The sequence below is a fragment of the Mesorhizobium sp. B2-5-7 genome (assembly GCF_006440875.1).
GTDB lineage: Bacteria > Pseudomonadota > Alphaproteobacteria > Rhizobiales > Rhizobiaceae > Mesorhizobium > Mesorhizobium australicum.
Map to the genome: position 1 here is coordinate 401,521 of NZ_VFUO01000005.1, position 18,443 is coordinate 419,963.

The 18,443-nt window shown below is 60.3% G+C and carries 16 protein-coding genes and 3 pseudogenes; 8 read left to right on the plus strand and 11 right to left on the minus strand.

The annotated features are described in order from the left end of the window. Positions 1-292: 292 nt before the first annotated feature. Complete coding sequence (locus FJ543_RS22990; RefSeq protein ID WP_140877393.1) at positions 293-520, minus strand: hypothetical protein; 228 nt, start codon at positions 518-520, stop codon at positions 293-295. A 392-nt stretch (positions 521-912) separates the two neighbouring features. On the opposite strand from FJ543_RS22990, the pseudogene FJ543_RS22995 reads away from it, so the two are divergent. Then, positions 913-1,719, plus strand: a pseudogene (locus FJ543_RS22995) (SIR2 family protein); the annotation flags it as partial. Between the two features lie 112 nt (positions 1,720-1,831). Further along, complete coding sequence (locus tag FJ543_RS23000) at positions 1,832-3,019, plus strand: NADH-quinone oxidoreductase subunit D (RefSeq protein WP_140877395.1); 1,188 nt, start codon at positions 1,832-1,834, stop codon at positions 3,017-3,019. An 813-nt stretch (positions 3,020-3,832) separates the two neighbouring features. Here the strand turns inward: FJ543_RS23000 and FJ543_RS23010 are convergent. After that, complete coding sequence (locus FJ543_RS23010; RefSeq protein ID WP_224682178.1) at positions 3,833-4,189, minus strand: helix-turn-helix domain-containing protein; 357 nt, start codon at positions 4,187-4,189, stop codon at positions 3,833-3,835. 36 nt (positions 4,190-4,225) lie between these two features. Beyond that, positions 4,226-4,642 (minus strand): metalloregulator ArsR/SmtB family transcription factor, encoded by a 417-nt coding sequence (locus tag FJ543_RS23015; protein ID WP_140877397.1) that lies wholly within the window; start codon positions 4,640-4,642, stop codon positions 4,226-4,228. A gap of 291 nt (positions 4,643-4,933) precedes the next feature. On the opposite strand from FJ543_RS23015, the gene FJ543_RS23020 reads away from it, so the two are divergent. After that, positions 4,934-5,182: a hypothetical protein gene (locus FJ543_RS23020; protein ID WP_181174073.1), complete on the plus strand. Its 249-nt coding sequence runs from the start codon at positions 4,934-4,936 to the stop codon at positions 5,180-5,182. A gap of 101 nt (positions 5,183-5,283) precedes the next feature. On the opposite strand, the gene FJ543_RS23025 is transcribed toward FJ543_RS23020, so the two are convergent. Continuing rightward, a complete protein-coding gene (locus FJ543_RS23025) occupies positions 5,284-5,823 on the minus strand; it encodes a class I SAM-dependent methyltransferase (RefSeq protein ID WP_181174054.1) in 540 nt (179 codons plus the stop codon). Positions 5,824-6,568: 745 nt separating this feature from the next. On the opposite strand from FJ543_RS23025, the gene FJ543_RS23030 reads away from it, so the two are divergent. The 4 genes from FJ543_RS23030 to FJ543_RS23045 all read left to right on the plus strand — a co-directional run bounded on the left by FJ543_RS23030 (position 6,569) and on the right by FJ543_RS23045 (position 9,280). Then, positions 6,569-6,952, plus strand: a complete 384-nt coding sequence (locus tag FJ543_RS23030; RefSeq protein ID WP_140877403.1) for a transposase — start codon at positions 6,569-6,571, stop codon at positions 6,950-6,952. Then, positions 6,949-7,296, plus strand: coding sequence for an IS66 family insertion sequence element accessory protein TnpB (gene tnpB, locus FJ543_RS23035; RefSeq protein ID WP_140877405.1), 348 nt, complete (start codon positions 6,949-6,951; stop codon positions 7,294-7,296). The genes FJ543_RS23030 and tnpB overlap by 4 nt, the downstream gene beginning before the upstream one ends. 96 nt (positions 7,297-7,392) lie before the next feature. Further along, positions 7,393-8,974, plus strand: a protein-coding gene (locus FJ543_RS23040; RefSeq protein ID WP_246678875.1) for an IS66 family transposase whose coding sequence is annotated in 2 segments (ribosomal slippage) — positions 7,393-8,000 and positions 7,999-8,974 — 1,584 coding nt in all. Because the reading frame shifts where the segments join, the coding sequence is not laid out codon by codon here. Positions 8,975-8,983: 9 nt separating this feature from the next. Further along, positions 8,984-9,280: a hypothetical protein gene (locus FJ543_RS23045; protein ID WP_224682177.1), complete on the plus strand. Its 297-nt coding sequence runs from the start codon at positions 8,984-8,986 to the stop codon at positions 9,278-9,280. Positions 9,281-10,442: 1,162 nt separating this feature from the next. Here the strand turns inward: FJ543_RS23045 and FJ543_RS23050 are convergent. Continuing rightward, a complete protein-coding gene (locus tag FJ543_RS23050) occupies positions 10,443-10,604 on the minus strand; it encodes a hypothetical protein (protein ID WP_318012973.1) in 162 nt (53 codons plus the stop codon). Between the two features lie 1,596 nt (positions 10,605-12,200). Between FJ543_RS23050 and FJ543_RS23060 the strand changes: the two genes are divergently transcribed. Beyond that, positions 12,201-13,736: an FAD-dependent monooxygenase gene (locus tag FJ543_RS23060; RefSeq protein WP_140877407.1), complete on the plus strand. Its 1,536-nt coding sequence runs from the start codon at positions 12,201-12,203 to the stop codon at positions 13,734-13,736. A 559-nt stretch (positions 13,737-14,295) separates the two neighbouring features. Here the strand turns inward: FJ543_RS23060 and FJ543_RS23065 are convergent. The 6 genes and pseudogenes from FJ543_RS23065 to FJ543_RS23090 all read right to left on the minus strand — a co-directional run. Then, a pseudogene (locus FJ543_RS23065) lies at positions 14,296-14,868 on the minus strand (LysE family translocator); the annotation flags it as partial. Continuing rightward, positions 14,865-15,317 (minus strand): annotated as a pseudogene (locus tag FJ543_RS31970) (phenylalanine--tRNA ligase beta subunit-related protein); the annotation flags it as partial. The pseudogenes FJ543_RS31970 and FJ543_RS23065, both read right to left, overlap by 4 nt. After that, positions 15,298-15,690, minus strand: a complete 393-nt coding sequence (locus tag FJ543_RS23075) for an AraC family ligand binding domain-containing protein (protein ID WP_140877726.1) — start codon at positions 15,688-15,690, stop codon at positions 15,298-15,300. The gene FJ543_RS23075 and the pseudogene FJ543_RS31970, both read right to left, overlap by 20 nt. A gap of 133 nt (positions 15,691-15,823) precedes the next feature. Further along, on the minus strand, positions 15,824-16,264 hold the full coding sequence (locus tag FJ543_RS23080; protein ID WP_140877409.1) for a DUF302 domain-containing protein: 441 nt from the start codon (positions 16,262-16,264) through the stop codon (positions 15,824-15,826). Continuing rightward, positions 16,261-16,623, minus strand: a complete 363-nt coding sequence (locus FJ543_RS23085; protein ID WP_140877728.1) for a carboxymuconolactone decarboxylase family protein — start codon at positions 16,621-16,623, stop codon at positions 16,261-16,263. The genes FJ543_RS23080 and FJ543_RS23085 overlap by 4 nt, the downstream gene beginning before the upstream one ends. Before the next feature lie 87 nt (positions 16,624-16,710). Then, complete coding sequence (locus FJ543_RS23090) at positions 16,711-17,622, minus strand: LysR family transcriptional regulator (RefSeq protein ID WP_181174055.1); 912 nt, start codon at positions 17,620-17,622, stop codon at positions 16,711-16,713. Positions 17,623-18,443 lie beyond the last annotated feature (821 nt).

The window sequence follows — 18,443 nt, forward strand, 5'->3', positions numbered from 1 at the left end:
TGGCGGTGATGGCGCAACCTGGCTACTGGTTGGCTATGGTGCTTTTGTTCGTCCCTTACGCAATCGGCGTGTTGTTTCTGATCAGGTCGTGCCACTGCCTTTGACTTCATCCGCCGGCGTTGAGCTGCAGAGCGCCACGGCAATATGCGCGACTAACCGAGTTTGCGAACAGCCACGTATTGTGACGAGCAGTCCGAGGTCGTCGTGAAGAGCTATCCGTGCCGCGCCCCAGTTACGCCGGTTGGCGACTCCCTGCCGTGAGGATTGGTCGAGCTACCTGCATATATCGGGACTACGCCGCCTGTGCAGGCTCATTGAGGTCGAACTCGACAACCTGTCCTCGATCGATCGCAGCTCTGGCGATAAGCGTTGCCAATTCACGATCGGAAACGAGGTTTTCGCGGAAAACTGTCCGTATCGCCACCACGGCCGCCGATACTGACAGCGGCCAAGGTTTGCCCCTCCTGCAGTCAATATAGTGCTGAACAAGGTACTCCAGATCGCGGCGCTTTTGGCTCATCTCGGCCTCCATACTTGGTGAATGTACAGGAATGAGGCTCGCACTCACTTAGATTTGTTAAAGGCCGCCACTTTTTTGGTGAAGGACAATTCAGCCCGGTGCTTGGCCAAGAAAGAAGCCGAGCGTCTGATGGAAGCCTCACGCCCCGGCTGCTTCCGTTGTCCCCCTTCGGTAGGTGGTTGTCGCCCCTGCCATAGGGACGGCTGCCCTGGTCTCTCAAGTGGTCATCAAACGCGACGGCACTCACGGCAAGTTTCGCACCGCCGTCGCTGGAACACAGCCTGGCTCTCTTGGTTTGGTCGCCAACGATTGCCAGTGACGCGAAAGAGAACCTCAATGCCCTTTGCGACCGCAACTGTTTGGAGCGCCTCATCCAGCACCGGCACCTGTCCATGAGCGATGGTCTCGCATCACTGGCAAAAGCTATCGGCCGCGGTAGTGCGATCCTCTTCGTCGGGCCGGGTGTCTCGATCAGCGTTGGGCTTCCGTCTTGGGAAAAACTGATCGAGCAGATGGCAAAAGAACTTGGGATCGATGACGAGTTTTCGAAGCGACGCGACCGTTTTCAAACTCTAGCCGAGTACTATCGGATACGGCATGGCAGCATCGGACCGCTGCGCAGTTGGATGGACAGAACTGGTCGCTCGCCAAGGATCGGATCGAAAAATCGGAGTTGCATCGCCTCATCGTGATGCTCAATTTCCCCATCATCTATACCACGAATTACGACCGGAATCTGGAACTGGCGTTCGAGATATGGTCGGCGATACGTCAAGGTGGCCAATGCACGCGATGCAGCGCAAGCCCGCCAGGGGGTTACCCACATCGTCAAGTTCCATGGCGACTTCGATGAGGATTCTTCCCTCGTCCTGACCGAAACGGATTATCTCGACCGGCTTTCCTTCAATTCCCCACTCGATGTGCGGTTTCGTTCCGATGCACTTGGCAGCACAATCCTCTTCATAGGCTGTAGCCTCTCCGACCCGAACATCCGGTTGCTGTTGCATCGCCTGTGGCAAACCTGGCATCGATCCGGGTATGAAAAAGATCGCCCTCCTTCTTTCATCTTGATGACCAGCCGAAACCCTGTGGAGAAGGCGGTGCTTGGGCGTTGGGGTATTTCAGTGGTCGTCGGCGAACTCGATGATCCGCAAGCTGCTCTGGTGAATTTCCTCAGTCAATTGGCCGAAGCGGTTGGGCATGAGCCGGAGTTTGGACTGGCGAAATCTGGCGGAACAATGCCGACGGGCGCACGGATGGAACGTCGGGCTAGGAAGGAAGTTAGGCGGGCCCTCTCGAAGGAGCCGCTAGATGGCAGAGAATTCCGTTCGAAATTTCAACATCAATTTCGGTCCCCAGCATCCTGCGGCTCACGGCGTGCTACGCCTGGTTCTCGAGCTCGACGGCGAGGTCGTCGATCGTGTCGACCCTCATATCGGCCTGCTTCATCGCGGCACCGAGAAACTGATCGAAACCAAGACTTATCTCCAGGCGCTGCCGTATTTCGATCGTCTCGATTACGTGGCACCGATGAGCCAGGAACATGCCTGGTGCCTTGCAATCGAGAAACTGATGGGTCTAGCCGTGCCGCGGCGTGGCCAGCTGATCAGGGTGCTGTTCAGCGAGATCTCGCGAATCCTTTCTCATCTGCTCAATGTCACCACCCAAGCCATGGACGTGGGAGCACTGACCCCGCCCTTGTGGGGGTTTGTCGAACGCGAGAAACTGATGGTCTTCTACGAGCGGGCCAGCGGCTCTCGGATGCATGCCGCGTATTTTCGTCCCGGCGGCGTGCATCAGGATCTGCCGCCAGACTTGATCACGGACATCGGCAATTGGATCGACCCGTTCCACAAAACCGTGGACGACCTGGACAGGCTGCTGACGGACAACCGCATCTTCAAACTTCGTAACGTGGACATCGGTCAGATCTCGCAAAGTGACGCCTGGGCGTGGGGTTTTTCAGGTGTGATGGTGCGGGGATCAGGTGCGGCCTGGGACTTGCGAAAGTCCCAGCCATACGAGTGCTATGCCGAGATGGGCTTCGATATACCCGTCGGCAGGAGCGGCGATTGTTTCGACCGGTATCTGGTGCGTATGGAGGAGATGCGCCAGTCGGCCAAGATCATGCGGCAGTGTGTCGACCTGCTGGTAAGCGAGGGACCTGGGCCGGTTTCGAATACCGACGGCAAGGTCGTCCCCCCTAGACGTGCGGCCATGAAGCGTTCGATGGAGGCTTTGATCCATCATTTCAAGCTCTATACCGAGGGCTTTCGTGTGCCTGCCGGCGAGGTTTACGCGGCGGTGGAAGCGCCGAAGGGGGAGTTTGGCGTCTACCTGGTGGCCGACGGCACGAACAAGCCGTACCGATGCAAGCTGCGTCCTCCGAGCTTCGCTCATCTGCAGGCAATGGACCTGCTCTGCCGTGGCCATATGTTAGCCGACGTCACCGCCATACTAGGTTCATTGGACATCGTTTTGGGCGACGTGGATCGATAGCGCTGCGAAGCCGCCCAGCCCAGCCGATAGCTAGCCGCCGGTTGTCTTTATTGGCTCTTCCGCCGGCCGGCAACAGTTCATCTCCATGCTCGCTCGTCGGCGTATGGGGAATCGGATGCGGCCAGATCGTCGAGCAAGGCGAGCCGGACAGCTTCTTCGAGAATCCCCAGCATACGCGGACCAAGCTCGCGATGTTCTTCATCCTGGACGTTTCTGAGCCAGCTTTTGAAGCACTGACACAAACTTTGCCAAGCCGCAGCCGGCGAGTTGATGTGTCCGAGACACTCACTTTCTTATCCTTTCCCTGGACATTCGGGGGGTGGCACAGCGTTCATTGTTGTCGCATGTGAGGGTGAATTGGATATCTTTGGGGGCCTCGAGGTTTTGATAGACGTGCCCAAGCGGCAGCGGTGGAGCACGTGCGAGAGCTGCTAGCATAGCTAAGGGAGAGGTCAGACGCCGCAGCCGACACGATCGAGCAGTTTCTGCTCGACCCGATAGGTTGAACTTTGTCGTCGAGTCCTGTCACCCGCAATTCCATGCGCCGGCCCATAAAATGGCGCGAATTAGACTGACAATGCTCAAATCCCGTGCGGAGCTCCCGTCTAAGGCCGCGCTGCGTTTCCGGCGCAGGCAGCCGCGCGTGCGTGATGTACGGCGCTGTGGAAAACCTCTCCTCGCGATCTGCAGGGCCTACCTCGGACATCGAGGTGGTCGGCCTCCATAGGCTAGCGGTCAAATGGCCGATGATCGCTCGGCGCATGTACGAAGAAGAGGCTCCGAGCGGAGGCAAGGGTCGGTCCACTTCAAAAATCAGCCGCTGGTGATATCGAAGTGATGTTGCTCCTCCTCGCCATAGGCACCATCCGTGAGTTTTATCATTCCGGTACGGTCGACGATCGTGATCTCGCCGCGCTTGGCATGCACCAGCCCCCGATATTCGAGCATTTGGAGGGCGGTGGTAACGCCCGGGCGCCTGGAGCCAAGCATGGTCGCCAGAAATTCATGCGTCAGGTAGATGATATCTCCTTCAGCGCGATCGTTGACCATCAGCAACCAGCGGGCGAGCCGTTCCTCGATTTTGGAATGGCCGTTGACCAGCGCCGTTCGCGACGACTGGACCAGGAATGCGTGGGCGTAGCGAAGCAGCGACGGTCTGGCTCTCGGCAATCGCAATGCGCAAAGGCGCGGCTTGGTGCCCACCGGTTAGCCCGGGCGCCAAGAAGATGACCCCTTTGCCGATCTTTTTCGCAGCGGAAGTTTGTCGCTTTCGGCGATGTCGCTAAGAAAGCCAACCACCATCTTCGCCTGTTCGGACGTACAGGAATAGAAGCGCCGTTTACCTTCGGTACGGGATCGGGCGATTCCGAGTTTGGCCATGCCGCGCAGATGCTGTGAAAGGGCGGTCTGTGTCCCGCCCACCAGAGAAAGTAGGTCCGATACGGATTTCTCGCCATCCATCAGGTGAACGACGATAAGCAAGCGCTTGCTGAAGCCTAGGGCTGCGAATAGCTGCGAGGCAACGGACACCTGCCGTCGCGAAAGTTTTCCTTTAGAGGGGCGGGTGCGAAGGGCGGGATCCGCTTTGATTTCCGCAAGGCGTTGCCGGACGTACGAGGCCAAGGAGGAGCTCCCACAAAGCGCCCGATGTGCCTTGGTGATCGAACGAGTGTCAACACTCCACACTGCAAAAGCCCGCCTTTACGACGGGCTTTCTGACCGGCCTGAGGCCAGGAGAGTGCGGCCAGAACCTCACGGCTATTTCCGCAGCCCGCTTCGGCGTCAGCGGCGTGCTATCAGCAGCCAGAGCTGGGCAGGTCACGATCATAGGTCGCCTTATTACCGACGACGTTGGCACACCACTGCCGTATTAGCCGAGGCGCGGTGCTTTTCGACGGTGCCGATCTTTTGTCAATGAGCGAAGCCCGTCGTCGGCGGCTTCGGGGCTCCCGCATTGCTTATGTGGCGCAAAGCGCAGCCGCCTGGTTCAACCCTGCTCACCGGCTCATGTACCAGGGGCAGGTGGTGGAGCAGGGTTTGAAAACCGAGGTACTCGCGCCACCCCACGCCGCCTACACCGAACTGCTTCTCTCCTCGGTGCCGCAGATGGATCCAGACTGGCTCACGGGCCTGCTTACTCGACGGAAATCAATTTGCAGCTAATCCAGCGCCACCGGCACCCCGACATTCGGCAAAGATGCTCGTAGGCCGCTGGCTCACGCCTGCGGGCCTTTTTCTTGCCGCGCTGCATCGGCTTAGACAGCTCAGTTTCGCACACCTGTCGCGACGACCCATGCCGTTTCCCTGGTCGGTCTTCGAAGCTCGGTCTCGCTGAACCCCACTCCTTGCAAAGCAGCGATGATCTCGTCAGGCTCGCGTGGCGTGAAGATATCTGCTGGCATGTTCATCCGATCCATACGCGCCTTGGGAAGGAAGCCCAACACGATTCGCCCGCCAGGCGTGAGTACTCGTGCCAATTCCGAAGATCCGGCCTTGAGGCTTTCCCAGAAGTATACGGTGTGAACACTGACGGCTTTGTCGAATGTCGCATCCCGCAACGGCAGTTTTTCAACTGCCCCGACGTGAAACTCGGCTCGTCCGGCGCGCACCGCATCGGCAAACTTGCGAGCGGCAGCGCTCGCCACATCCTGAGAGCGGTCAACACCGCAGACGAATGACGCGCCACGAAGGAGCCGCGGCAGTGCTGCGCCGCCGCCGAATCCGACTTCCAGCACTCGGTCTTCAGGAACCAACTGCAATTGGTCGAGAGCGAAGCTGTTCAGTCGGGCGTTGCCCCGGTTCATACCGGCTCGGACGAGCCACCCGCCGAACCCAGCCGGCCAAGAAAGCTGTTTTGCTATGAACCTCGGCGCCATCACATTCCCAACCCGTGCCGATGATAGGGCGCTTGGCGGGTTGCGGGCAACCGATTTGTACTTGATCCGCCGGCTACACGCCACGCGTCGGGCTTTGCCGTTTCCTAGGGGCACAGGTTCGGCACCGAGTGCCTGGTGGCATCTGCCTGGCGTACCAAGGCCGGGCGTCCCTTTACTCCGGGGACGCCTCCGCACGGCCTAATCGAGCGGAGGCAATTTTGCGGCAAAACTCGAAGTGCCATTGCGATCCAGAGTTGACGGAGCCGTCGCATCCGAATTGCTTCCAATCGCGCCTTTGGGGGCAGATGGCGCACATCTGCGGCTCAGCGGGGAATGATGATAAGCGCCGCGGTTGCTGGTTAAGCTCGGTCTTCCTGCCCATGCGCGATCAATCCACCGAGCCGCTTGTCCTGACGAACTGGCCTCCGTGCCCACGTGGGCAAACCTCAGATGAATCGCCGGCCTTGATCCTCGCCAGGTGCTCTCTTGCTTCTTAACGCGGCGCTGGGCGCCTCTTCGATGCCCACGCCGTAGCGCTTGTCCGATGTCCGCTCGACACGTTTCAGTTCCGACTCTGCTTGGCTCACACGCAGCGTACCCCTCCGGTGACGGCCGCCTTGCTGAGGTAGGCTGAAGGGCTGCAAGTGCTAGTGCAATCACTAGGAGTAGCCCTATGACGAAGCATCAGATTGAAGTGATCACCTCGGTCGAGCGGCGCCGGCGCTGGTCACGCGAGGAGAAGGAGCGGCTGGTCGGGGCGACATTTGAGCCGGGGGCCAGTGTTTCGGAGCTTGCGCGATCGGCCGGCATTCATGTGAGCCAGCTTTTCCGGTGGCGCAAGGAACTCTGCCAGATCTCCACGCCACAACTCGTTCCCGTGCAAGTCGTCGAGGCACTGCCAGCGCCGCAACCACCTGCGCAGCCACCACTGATCGTCCGAGCGCGCAAGAAGAGCATGGTGACGATCGAGCTTGGCGGGGCCCGCCGCCTGCGGGTCGAGAGTGATATCGACAGTGAGGCGCTCGGCCGGATCCTGGATGTGCTGGAGCGGCGATGATCCCGGTCCCGCGCGATGTGAAGGTGTGGCTGGCCACTGGTTATACGGACATGCGCAAGGGCTTCCCCGGCCTCGCATTGATGGTGCAGGAGACCTTGAAGCGGGATCCGCACAGCGGCCACTTGTTCTGTTTCCGCGGACGGCAAGGTGGCCTGATCAAGGTGATCTGGCATGACGGCCAGGGGGCTTGCCTGTTCACCAAGAAGCTTGAGCGCGGCCGCTTCATCTGGCCCTCGGCGGCAGACGGGACTGTGGTGATCACGCCTGCACAGCTCGGCTATTTGCTCGAAGGCATCGACTGGCGAATGCCGCAAAAAACCTGGCGTCCAAGCTCGGCTGGATGAGCAAAATCGCTGGCATGGCGAGGGCGAATATGATTCCCTCGCGCCATGACCGATGCGGCCGATCAGCTTCCCGGTGACCTTGCCAGTGCGCACGCGATGATCGTCGCCGAGCGTGCGGCCCGCCGTGAGGCGCAAGCGCTCGCCGCCCGCGCGCAGGCCGTGAACTCGCACTCGGATGCGCTGATTGCGCGGCTCAGGCTGGAGATCGAGAAGCTGAAGCGCGAGATCCATGGCAGCCGCTCGGAGCGGAAAGCCCGGCTTCTCGAACAGATGGAGCTGCAGCTCGAGGAGCTGGAGGCTGATGCCAGCGAAGACGAACTGGCAGCGGACCTGGCTGCGCGGTCTTCGGCGGTCCGGGCCTTTGAGCGCAAGCGCCCGTCAAGGAAGCCGTTTCCCGAGCACCTGCCTCGCGAGCGCGTCGTCATCGCCGCACCGTCAAACTGCCCGTGCTGCGGTTCGGGGAAGCTGGCCAAGCTTGGCGAGGATATCACCGAGACGCTGGAGGTAATTCCGCGCCAGTGGAAGGTGATCCAGACCGTTCGCGAGAAGTTCACCTGCCGCGCATGCGAGAAGATCGCGCAGCCGCCGGCACCCTTCCACGTAATACCGCGCGGCTTTGCCGGTCCGAACCTGCTAGCGATGATCCTGTTCGAGAAGTTCGCCCAGCACCAGCCGCTGAACCGGCAGAGCGATCGCTACACCCGAAGGCATCGATTTGAGTGTGTCGACGCTCGCCGACCAGGTTGGCGCGTGTGCCACAGCGCTGAGGCCGGTGCATGCGCTGATCGAGGCGCATGTGCTCGCTGCCGAGCGCCTCCATGGCGATGACACCACCGTGCCGATCCTGGCCCGCGGCAAGACCGATACCGGTCGCATCTGGACCTACGTCAGGGATGACCGGCCGTTCGGTGGAATATCGCCGCCGGCGGCACTCTACTATGCCTCGCGCGACCGGCGGCAGGAACATCCCGAGCGGCATCTGAAGACCTTTGGCGGCATTCTGCAGGCCGATGCCTATGGCGGCTACAATCCGCTGTTCAAGGGGGACCGCGATCCCAGTCCGCTGACCCAGGCGCTGTGCTGGGCGCATGCGCGCCGCAAGTTCTTCGTGCTTGCCGACATCGCCACCAATGCCAAGCGTGGCAGGGACGCCGCGCCGATTTCCCCGATCGCGTTCGAGGCGCTCAAACGCATCGACGCCCTGTTCAATATTGAGCGCGAGATCAACGGAATTTCCGCCGGCGAACGCATGGAACGCCGCCAGCAGGAAAGCCGCCTTCTCGTCGATGCTTTTGAGGAATGGATGCGGACCGAGCGGGTAAAGCTGTCGCGCAGCTCCCCCGTTGCCGAGCCGATCGACTACATGCTGAAGCGCTGGGACGGCTTCACGGCCTTCCTGAGCGACGGCCGGATTTGCCTGACGAACAATGCCGCCGAACGGGCGCTGCGTGGTTTTGCTCTCGGTAGGAAAGCTTGGCTGTTTGCAGGCTCCGATCGCGGCGCCGATCGGGCCGCCTTCATGGCGACGCTGATCATGACGGCGAAGCTCAATGGGGTGGATCCGCAGGCATGGCTTGCCGACGCTCTCGCTCACATCGCCGACATGCCGATCTCCAGGCTGGAGCAATTGCTCCCGTGGAATTGGGTGGCATCGTCAGTAAAAGCCGTTGCTGCGTAGGCTCAGCTGATGGCTCACAAAACCGACAGAGATCAGGCTGACAAAAACCGAGCTCTTGTTCGCGATGTATTGCTTCGCGATTGGGATCCGATCGGCATATCTGGCATTCCCGAAGCTAAGGACGAATATGACGGCTATGCCGACGTCGTGTTCGGGATGCTGATCAACGAAAACGCGACGGCAGAAGACATCGCCGGCTATCTCTTCAAAACCGCCACAGAGGACATGGCGCTGTCCGATCGCAAGATGGCGAAGCTGTGCGATAGAGCCGCAGAAGCGGTCGTGGCGCTCCGATCAAACTTTTAGGAACAGGTTCAAGCTACCTGCGGTCTTCACCGGATGGGTACCACGCAGCCTGGCCTCGGCTAGTTCCAGTTCGAAATGTCCAACGCTTTGGTTCCAGTCCAGCCTGCGAGTTCAAAGAATGCCCCCAGAGACACACGCCAGTAGGCTCAGCCGGAACAATAGTGTAGGCGGCCCTACAAAGGTGATGTGTCGGACGAGGTACTGAAATCTATCGGGGAAATGACCCCAGGAGCTTCGCACACGCGCGGCCCTTCCGGCCGCTACCAACTGGTATGGCCAGGCCCAGTCAGCTTCGACTGCCGAGAGTTTCCAGCCTCACGTTGACCCTTGGCAAGAATCCCGATCCGCCGCCAATTGTGTCGTTATAATACGCACATTTTGGCACCAGTCTTGCACGGCCACTTCATCTTGGGAGAAGATGAGATGGCTCTATCCAATCAGCTGCTTGACAAAAACCTGACCTTCCAGTGTCCGAGCTGCAAAACACCACTGGTCAGGAAAGGCTCCTGGGTCAAGTCCGTAACGACGTTCACCTGCAAGCGATGCGGCGAAAGGGTAAGGCTCTCTTACAGCGAGAAGCTTGAAATTTTCAAGGTGGGTGCCGCTACGCGCGACACTTGAACCTAACGCCGCGTGTCTTCTTTTGCTCGTGTGTTTGAACGACGCCGGCCAATGGCCACGATGCTAATTTCTCATAAGCTGGCAACCGTTGCCAGTTAGGCTCGGCGGTTTGCCCTGCGAGATCATGCCACCGAGCCGCCCTGGTCAAATGGGCCTTTTCACGCGGGCTGCAACATCTGGCTCCGCCGATGTTCCGGAACACACGAGGAACATCGAACTTCGGCGATGCAGGTCGCAAGGAGCAGAGACGCTCCGTGCGATACTTCAATGCGGCAGCTCACATTGATCCGATCAGCCCGCCAGCAATGCTGGCGCAAGCCACGCAGCCACTGCTGTCGGCGAGAACCCGCACCCTGAGCGTCAATCCCGAAAGGTCCAAGCGGGCCTGAACACCGCCGCAAGGATGGCAGCTGGAGGGACCCCTAGCCAGCAACTCGTCGCGGTCGGGTCCCATGACGGCGATCTGTACGCGGGCAATTCCCGCTGCCACAAGTTCGTCTGCGACTTTGTCGCTGCTTCGGCACGGGAGTCAAAGAGTCGGCTAAATGTCGGCGTGGTCGGCTGCGTTCTCCGGCGAAAGATTGTCGACAAAGGAGGCCGCGATAAGATCGTCGCCATCGATACGGCCTAGTCCGTCCTCCATGATCGCGACGACTTTCTGGAAGGCCATCAATTCGTGTTCAGTGATCTCGGCCGCCTGCATTCGGGCTCGAAGGCTGGCGACGCGCATCCCCAAGGCAGGGGATGTGACAGTTCCACTTAGCATCATTCTATATCCTTTGGCTGGCGGCGGGGAGGGCGGCGTTGTAATCGAACGCCGTGACGTGAACAGGCATCACTACGATGCAATCTGGCGGCTAGCGTGCTGAGCCTCAAGCACTGCCTCCTGCTCATGTTTGGCGAAGAGCGTGAGTTTGTCGGTATAGGTGATCCGAAACTGCTTTTGACATCCCTCGCAGCGGTGCGAGGAAACGACCTGAAACCAACTGCCTGCCCTTTTCAAAGCGAACCGCAATGAGGACATTCGAACGTCATGTTGCACATCAGCAATCGTCGAGAGAGTGCCATCTTCCACAAACACCGCACGTGACAAATTTTTTGGGCTCCGACCCAACATCACGCACAATCGAAAGTTCCGGATGCTGGTCTTCGGTCGGAAGCAACCCGGACCAAAGTCCGGTTTAGAATGCGCACGCTAATGCTCAAGCCTGTCCCAACAAACCCGATGGTCTAGTCGGAAAGGCTGTCGAATCTCGGGCCATCTGACGCGCTCGGCTTGTCCTTTCCACAACTTGATGGCGGTGGCGAGCAGTTCCCGCGAAGCTGGACATTTTCTCCATGTCCTTTGTTCGTGAGCACCGCGATGGCGCAGAAGAATGCTCCCTTTCAGATGAGTGCCGGTCCGGCGGCTCTCGCGGGCAGGTCAGCCGCGTTCCCGGAAACCATTGCCATCGACGATCGAACTGCCCGAAGAGCAGGGCGACCGACGCCGGTTGGGGGGGGCGGGGAAACGTCGGTCGCCATCAAGGACAGGGACCATGGATTCAGCAAACTGCGTTGCGACTGGTCCTTGGAAGAGGAGAGCAGATTCGGACAGGAATAGCAACTGGCCCGTAGTGTTCACTGGAGCGGGATCCTCGTCGCGGCTCCCCGGGTGGCACAGCCAGGATGGTCATTCCCACCCTCCGCTCATGTCACTTGCGGTCATTGTGCCGTGCGTCGGACACTGTTCACGCAATAGTTCTGCACCTGAGTGAAGCGCGGCTGGAATTAGCTCGTTCCATCCACGTAAGCGGTATTGATTTGTACTCTTCGGGCTATGGCACATCGAGGCGATCCTGGGCGCGGCCGCTGCGGGTGCGCTGACGTGAGCGGCAGAGCGACGATTAAGCGTTTTCCCGAACTGGTGCCCGAGAAGATCACCGCACAAGCGCATTTTAAAGACCAGAGCACGCGGTTTGCGCGTATCGAGGAGCTTGGCGACTATGACGTCAACGTCCCGTTCGCTGTCAGGTCGACGCCGCGACATCTCCCCATCTGTCCATCCCCGCTTTGTCCTTCTGCGACGCTCCGGATGTGGCCCCATGCAGTGTCGCGGCAGCGGGCGTTGTGATCCGACGCTTGCGGAGCATTTAGATATACAGTATGTATAGTGGAGCAGTCGGACGCCTGTAAAAGCCGCATGGCCCCGCATCGTGCTGAAGGTCGTGATTTTGAAATGGGCGGCGTAGCAAACTGCTCCCGCGCCCGTCACAGCGGGACCTGACGTGCGGAGGATCATGAATCAGGAAAGGCCGCAATGCCCGCTTTATTGAGCCCACGATCGACGGTGCTGGTCGTAGGAGCGGGCCCCACTGGGCTCGCCTTGGCGCTCAGCCTTGCAACGGCAGGAGTTCCGGTCCGCTTGGTCGACAGCAAGGCCGCCCCTTCGACCACCTCTCGTGCCATAGGTATTCAGGCCCGCACCTTAGAACTGCTCGACCTGTTCGGCTTGGCTGAAGCCTTCGTCTCACTCGGCCTTCGTGCACGTGCCGGCAACATCTACGCACAGTCGCGCCAACTCGTTCATCTCGACCTTAGCTGCCTGCAAAGCCGTTATCCCTTCATTCTCCTGCTCGAGCAGACGGAAACAGAGCGCCTCCTGACGGAGGCGCTCGTTCGAAAGGGCGTGCAGATCGAACGAGACGTCGCGTTGCTGTCGTTCAAGCAGGACGACGGCGGCGTCGATGTGCAGCTCTCTCAGAGCGGGGCCGGACCAGTGGCCAGCCGCTACGCCTATATGGTGGGGTGCGATGGTGCGCACAGTATTACGCGACATGGTCTAGATCTCGGCTTTTACGGGAAAACGCTGCGCCAGAAATTCGTGCTGGCAGACCTCGATGTGCGATGGCAGCTGCCAAACGACCAATTCCATATCTTTACGGCGCCAGAAGGTTTGATGGCGATTTTTCCTATGCGCAGCGGCCATCGGCTGGTCGCGGAAACGCTCAAAGAGCCCACGACCTCTGCCAACCGTCCTACGTTGTCGCAGCTCCAGGACCTTGCGGCACAGCGCACGGCGGTCGAGATGACCTTGTCCAATCTGCGATGGTCGTCTTTCTTCCAAGTGAACAGTCGCCTCGCGACGAGACTGCGACAAGGGCGCGTATTCCTTGCCGGTGATGCGGCGCACATCCACAGCCCGGCCGGCGCGCAGGGCATGAACACGGGCATACAGGACGCCTTGAACCTTGCCTGGAAGCTGGCGTTCGTTCTGCGCGGCGACGCCGCGCCGGAATTGCTCGATTCCTACCAGTCGGAGCGATATCCTGTGGAACAAGGCGTTCTGCGGAAAACGGAAATCCTCACCAAAATGGTATCGCTTCGAGCGCCGCCGTTGCGGTATGTCCGCGATTTAATCGTACCGCCGCTCGCTCGCACCCGCTTGGTACAAAGCGTCGCACGCAAAACAATAAGTCAGATCGGCATCAGCTATCGGCGCGGGCGCCTTCTGGAAGGATTGGGGGCCGGGGACCGGATGCCGGATGCCGAGGTCGAATTGGAAGCTGACGGAACCAGGCCGCTCTATTCCCTGCTGGATGGAGCGCATTTCAAGCTCCTTCTGGTTTCGTGCAACGATGTGAGCAGCTTGGGTGCGAGCATCGCAGCGCTTGTCCCTAACCAGATTGCCCAACTGATCTGCGCACGGTGTGTGCACTCCCACGAGCACCAGGACTTGAAGGGATCTTTCGTCCTGATCCGGCCTGACGCCTATGTCGCGCAGGTCGGGCCGATCTCGCGGGTCGCCGAAGCAATCGATTGGCTGAGTGCTCATCTCCAGGTGAAAAGCCATTGATGTTGATGTGAGGCGTGGCGCCGCCGCAAGCGTTACCATAGCCGCGTGCCGCTCGAACCTTCCCGAATCCCCTTTTCGCCCGAAGATTTCTGCATCAGCGAGCAAACCGCTGCGCAGAGCACCCACAAGCGCGCCGAGGGACCGGCGAGGCTGCCCAGATCGCGGCGATCATCGTAACGACCGCCAGGATATTTGGCGAACCCAATGTCGCTTGCGATTGGCGCGCGGGCAGGCTGCGGCGCCACGTTTCATCCCCAACGCGGACAGCGGAAACGTTCAGCGGCCCGTGCGTACAGCAGCGTGCACCAACTATCGCCCGCCGCACGAGTACGTACAGCACCAAGTGCCGAACATCCCGAAACTCGTTACCCGTCTGGATAAAGGAGGTAAGGGTGCCCAAGTGGGGAATATCATCCGATCAAGGCAATCTTCGTCTTGATGACGAACGAGCTGCCATCAGCCATGCCAAAATTCGGACCACCCCACGGAAATCATCATGGTCAGACTCGCGCGTGGAAGTTTTACCTGGTCGCAAGGGCGAGTTGCAAGCAAGCCCTCCGAACGCGGCCGCAAAGCCGCGCCGCATCCAGCGCTGAACGGCAAGATTCGAAACGATGTGACGGCGCAGGTAAGCGGCAAATACGCCGTAGGCCGCTAAGACGATCAAGGTCAGCGCCATGAAGACAAGGCTGAGCTTCAACATCAAGATGATCGGGCTAGCTTCACGGACCGCGATGAACTGGGGCAGGAGGCCAAGAAGAAGATCGACAGTTTCGGTTTGAGCAGGTTTATGAGGATGGCCGAGACGATTACTTGCTGGTCGCTTTTGGCGACGGGAGCGCCGTCGATGCGCAAAACGTCACGTTCGCGGAACATGGACCAGGCCAAATAAAGCAGATAGGCGACATCGAGCCATTTGAGAATCTGAAATGCGGCGATGCTGGCGTGGAGTAGCGCAGCGAGGCCGCTGACCGCGGCGACGATATGCGGCACTGTTCCCAGCGTGCAGCCGAAGGCCGCCACGAGGCTGGCTCGCACACCGCCGGACAGGCCTGCAGCGAACCTGTAAATGGCCCCTGTGCCGTGGAGAGGCGAGGATCACGAGTGTGGTCAGGAAAAACTCGATGCTCATGCCGCCACCACCTTGCTTGGCGTCCACGATGCGAGGAGCGCAGATTTCAACTCTGCTATTAGGGTCGTGAGATCTCCAACTGCCGTCGAGTGCAAAGCCTCCGCGACGATAAAGGCGGTAGCTGTATCGCTATGAACGGCGGAATAGCCGCTTTGCCGGTTTGTCCAGCGCCTGGTGTGTGCGCGGCCGCCGTTGTCCGCGAAAATTATCTCGCCCGGCTCTGGTTCTCTATCTCACCGGAAAACGTCTCGTAGACTTCCTCGCCGGTCGCGGGTCGGACTTCAAGCACGCCCTCGATCCTGGCGGTGTCGAAGACCGCGATTGGGATCGCGTAAGCAACGGACGCGGCGTTACACAGGTGGAGGAGGGGATGGAGGCGCGGCAGACGGCCTCTTACGGAACCGGCGCAACAGGGCTTCAGACGCGCATCTATATTGCCTCGACTTGATTGTTGTGAAGAAGCCCCTCAAGCATGAGAAATACACACTCTTCGGTCTGCATGTGCTGTGCGGTGCCGGAGCAGGCAGTCACGACGGAGAAAAGCGATCGATATCGGCCTGCTAAAGCCGTACCGCGAACGACGGGATGGGATAGCTCAAAGCCCCTAGCTCGACCCTCCGTCATGTCGTGGAAAATGTTAGAGACGGTCTGCGGCTCAAAATAGAGCATCCGCCAAGCCCGACCGCCATCGCCAATGGGAGCGCCGTCGTGCACTTCGCCGGGGTTGGCGGTGATGACGTCGCCTGTTTCCGCTTCGACGACGCCGCGACCGCTAGGCGAGATCTGCGCGCCGCGGTTATCAATCCCACACCCCTGCGACAGCTCGTGGCCATTCGCGGATGATCGCCATCTCTACCCGCGGCTCGCGATCCCAGCACGGCGCATCACTGAGTTCGGCCCTGCGAAGCGCTGGCTGCGGAGTGGCCGCAACCATGACGGCCCTGTCCGGCTGCCCTTACGTGAGCCTGGCTGCGATAGCAGCGTAGATCAACTCGAACTCTCGGCCCAGTGCCACCAATTCGTCATGACCATAGCGATCGAACAGTAGCCCGGGGTCGGGCCATCTCACGGTAACCGCGTTTGCATCCTCCATCACCACGATCTTCAAGGGCGCCTCCAAGAGCGCGGTCGGATCTGCACCGAGCAGGCGAACCATGTAACGCGGATGAAAGAAAAGGATCTGCCGGGTGCGCGCGATGATGTAGCCGCCATTCTTCAGCAGCATCTGCGGATCGATCTCGTGGATGATCCAGACATCCGCCTCGCGCAGCACCATGCGAATGGTCTCGAGGACCGTTTCAAACGGCGAGTTCGCGGCAACCGCGTAATGAAACGCATATCCCTCTCGCGGCTGACCGTACACGACTTTAACCAAACTTGACGGTCCGTCGCTCATCGAAGCGACTCGGCGGGAGCGGACCCGGACTTCACCGCGACAGCGTCGAGTACGCGGGCCGAGTAGACCATTGCTGCGCCCGCGCCGAGCGCGACCGCCACAGCGAGCGCCTCCGAAATCTCATCTGGCTCAGCTCCCGCCTTGAGAGCCGCATCGGCATGCACGACGATGCAGCCGTCACAGCGCGCGGTGACCGCAACGGCGAGTGCAATCAGCTCCCGCGTCTTTGCCGAAAGCTTCTGCGTCGTTTCACGGGCCGCGCTGAGCGTCCTGTAGCCCGTAAGTGTATCCGGCGAGTGCCTGCCCAATTCGCCGATGCGGCTCAGCAGCTGCTTGTGATAACCATTCCAGTCAATCATCACGACCAAGCTCCGTCGTTGGTGGAAGAGATGATCCACACAAGCGGAGGCGCTGCGCAAATGAAATTGCCGATCCTTGTTTAGCCCCTATGCATTTTTGTGGGGGCGACCGCCGGGATCGAGACCGCAGGATTTCTTCCGGATGGCGGCGGCAAGAATCCGGGCTGCCGCTTGGACGCGGGGCGTGTTGCGAACGTCCGCGTGCATGCCCATCCAGATCTCCCGCGCTGGTACGGACAGGGGCGTCTCCACCCGAGCAACGCCTATCGTGTTGTCACCGATATAGCGCGGTAGGCAGGCAAGGCCGGCGCCGGCAACCGCAGCATGCGCCTGAGCTTCGCGACTTTCCGTTCGTAGCACGGTGCCCGCCGCGTAGGCGTTCTTTTCGAGCCAAGCAAGATCGGCAATCGCGTCCAGCCCGCTCCGCATCGCGATGAGGGCATGACCTTTGCAGCCTGCTCCGATGTCCGGCTCACCATGCCGGCTGAGATAGACCGGCGCGGCGTAAAGGCCAAAGGCCAAGCCACCGAGTCGCCGCCGGAGGACCTCACGTTGTTCGAAACGAGCGAAGCGAAAAGCTATGTCCGCCTCGCCGCGCGCCAGATTGGCCCGACGCGTCTCGCCCAGGAGCTCTGTTGTGATGCCGGGATGGGCCTCGGACAGTTCCGCACAGATGGGAGCCAAAACGCGCGCACAGAACCATTCCGCCGCGCTGACCCGGACGACGCCCTCTGCTCCCGCATCGCGCCCGGAGATCGTTCGCTCGATCGCCAGTGCTTCGGTCTCAATACGCTCGAGCCTTTCCAGGATCGCAATGCCGGACTCGGTGAGCGCTAGTGACCCGGGCATGCGCCGAAAGATTTGCGTGCCAATGTCGGCTTCGAACGCAACAACGCGACGACCCACCGTAGGCTGCGTGGTCCGCAGATGCCGCGCAGCTGCAGAGAGTGAGCCGTGCTTAGCAACCGCGAGCACAAATCTCAAATCGTCCCAGTTCAATGAACCAGCCACCATTCCGGCCGGTCGCATTCCGATCGAAACGACTTCTCGTTGGTCATTGGGCTCAGCCCAACCTCCTTCTGCACCGTCGCATAATCAAATTATGGAGTGCGGCCCAAATACGTATGATATTCGTTCTCTAGATCGACGCTAGCCGAATACGCTCACCGTTGAAGAGGTGCCGGACAGGGCTCTCGGACCGGACGGGCTCATACCCGCGCCGGCCGGCCTCTTAGTCTGGCCCGTCAGCGCTTGCGTTCCTCTGGATGCCGGCCGTGAGGCACTTCAGGTTGAGAGGAGCCTTCAGGAGCCGGACCCTGCTCCCGGTTGGCGTGCATTTCTCGCCTGTTGCTCGGCGGCTTTGTTGGGTAGTGGCTCGGCACCACGCACCTGAGCAGATGGCCGGCTGATCCTGGGCAACACGTCGCCGCAGCTCGGGCCGGCAAGCTATGTCGGCGAGCAGATCGCCGGTGTGCAGCAGGCGCCGGACAGGTCAGAAACCGCCGAGGTGTTCCTCAACAACCGGTTCCCCGCGAAAATGATTGGCGGCCAAAGAACCCGTCATCACTGAATTTCGTGCGATGCTGCTGATGATCGACCGGCGAGGCCTAGCGGGTTGTTTGCGGTGTTCGCGATGCCGACTTTCGGCGCACCCGTAGCATTCATCAACCGGCCCATGATGATTGCCGGCGAGCACGACGCGGTGACGACACCCAGCGACAGGGAGCTGGTCGCCGCGACTGTACCCTGCGCGAGCTAGTTGTTGTGCCCGCGGTGCACCTGTCGAACGACGAAATACCCCGTCCGAGTTCACGGAAGTG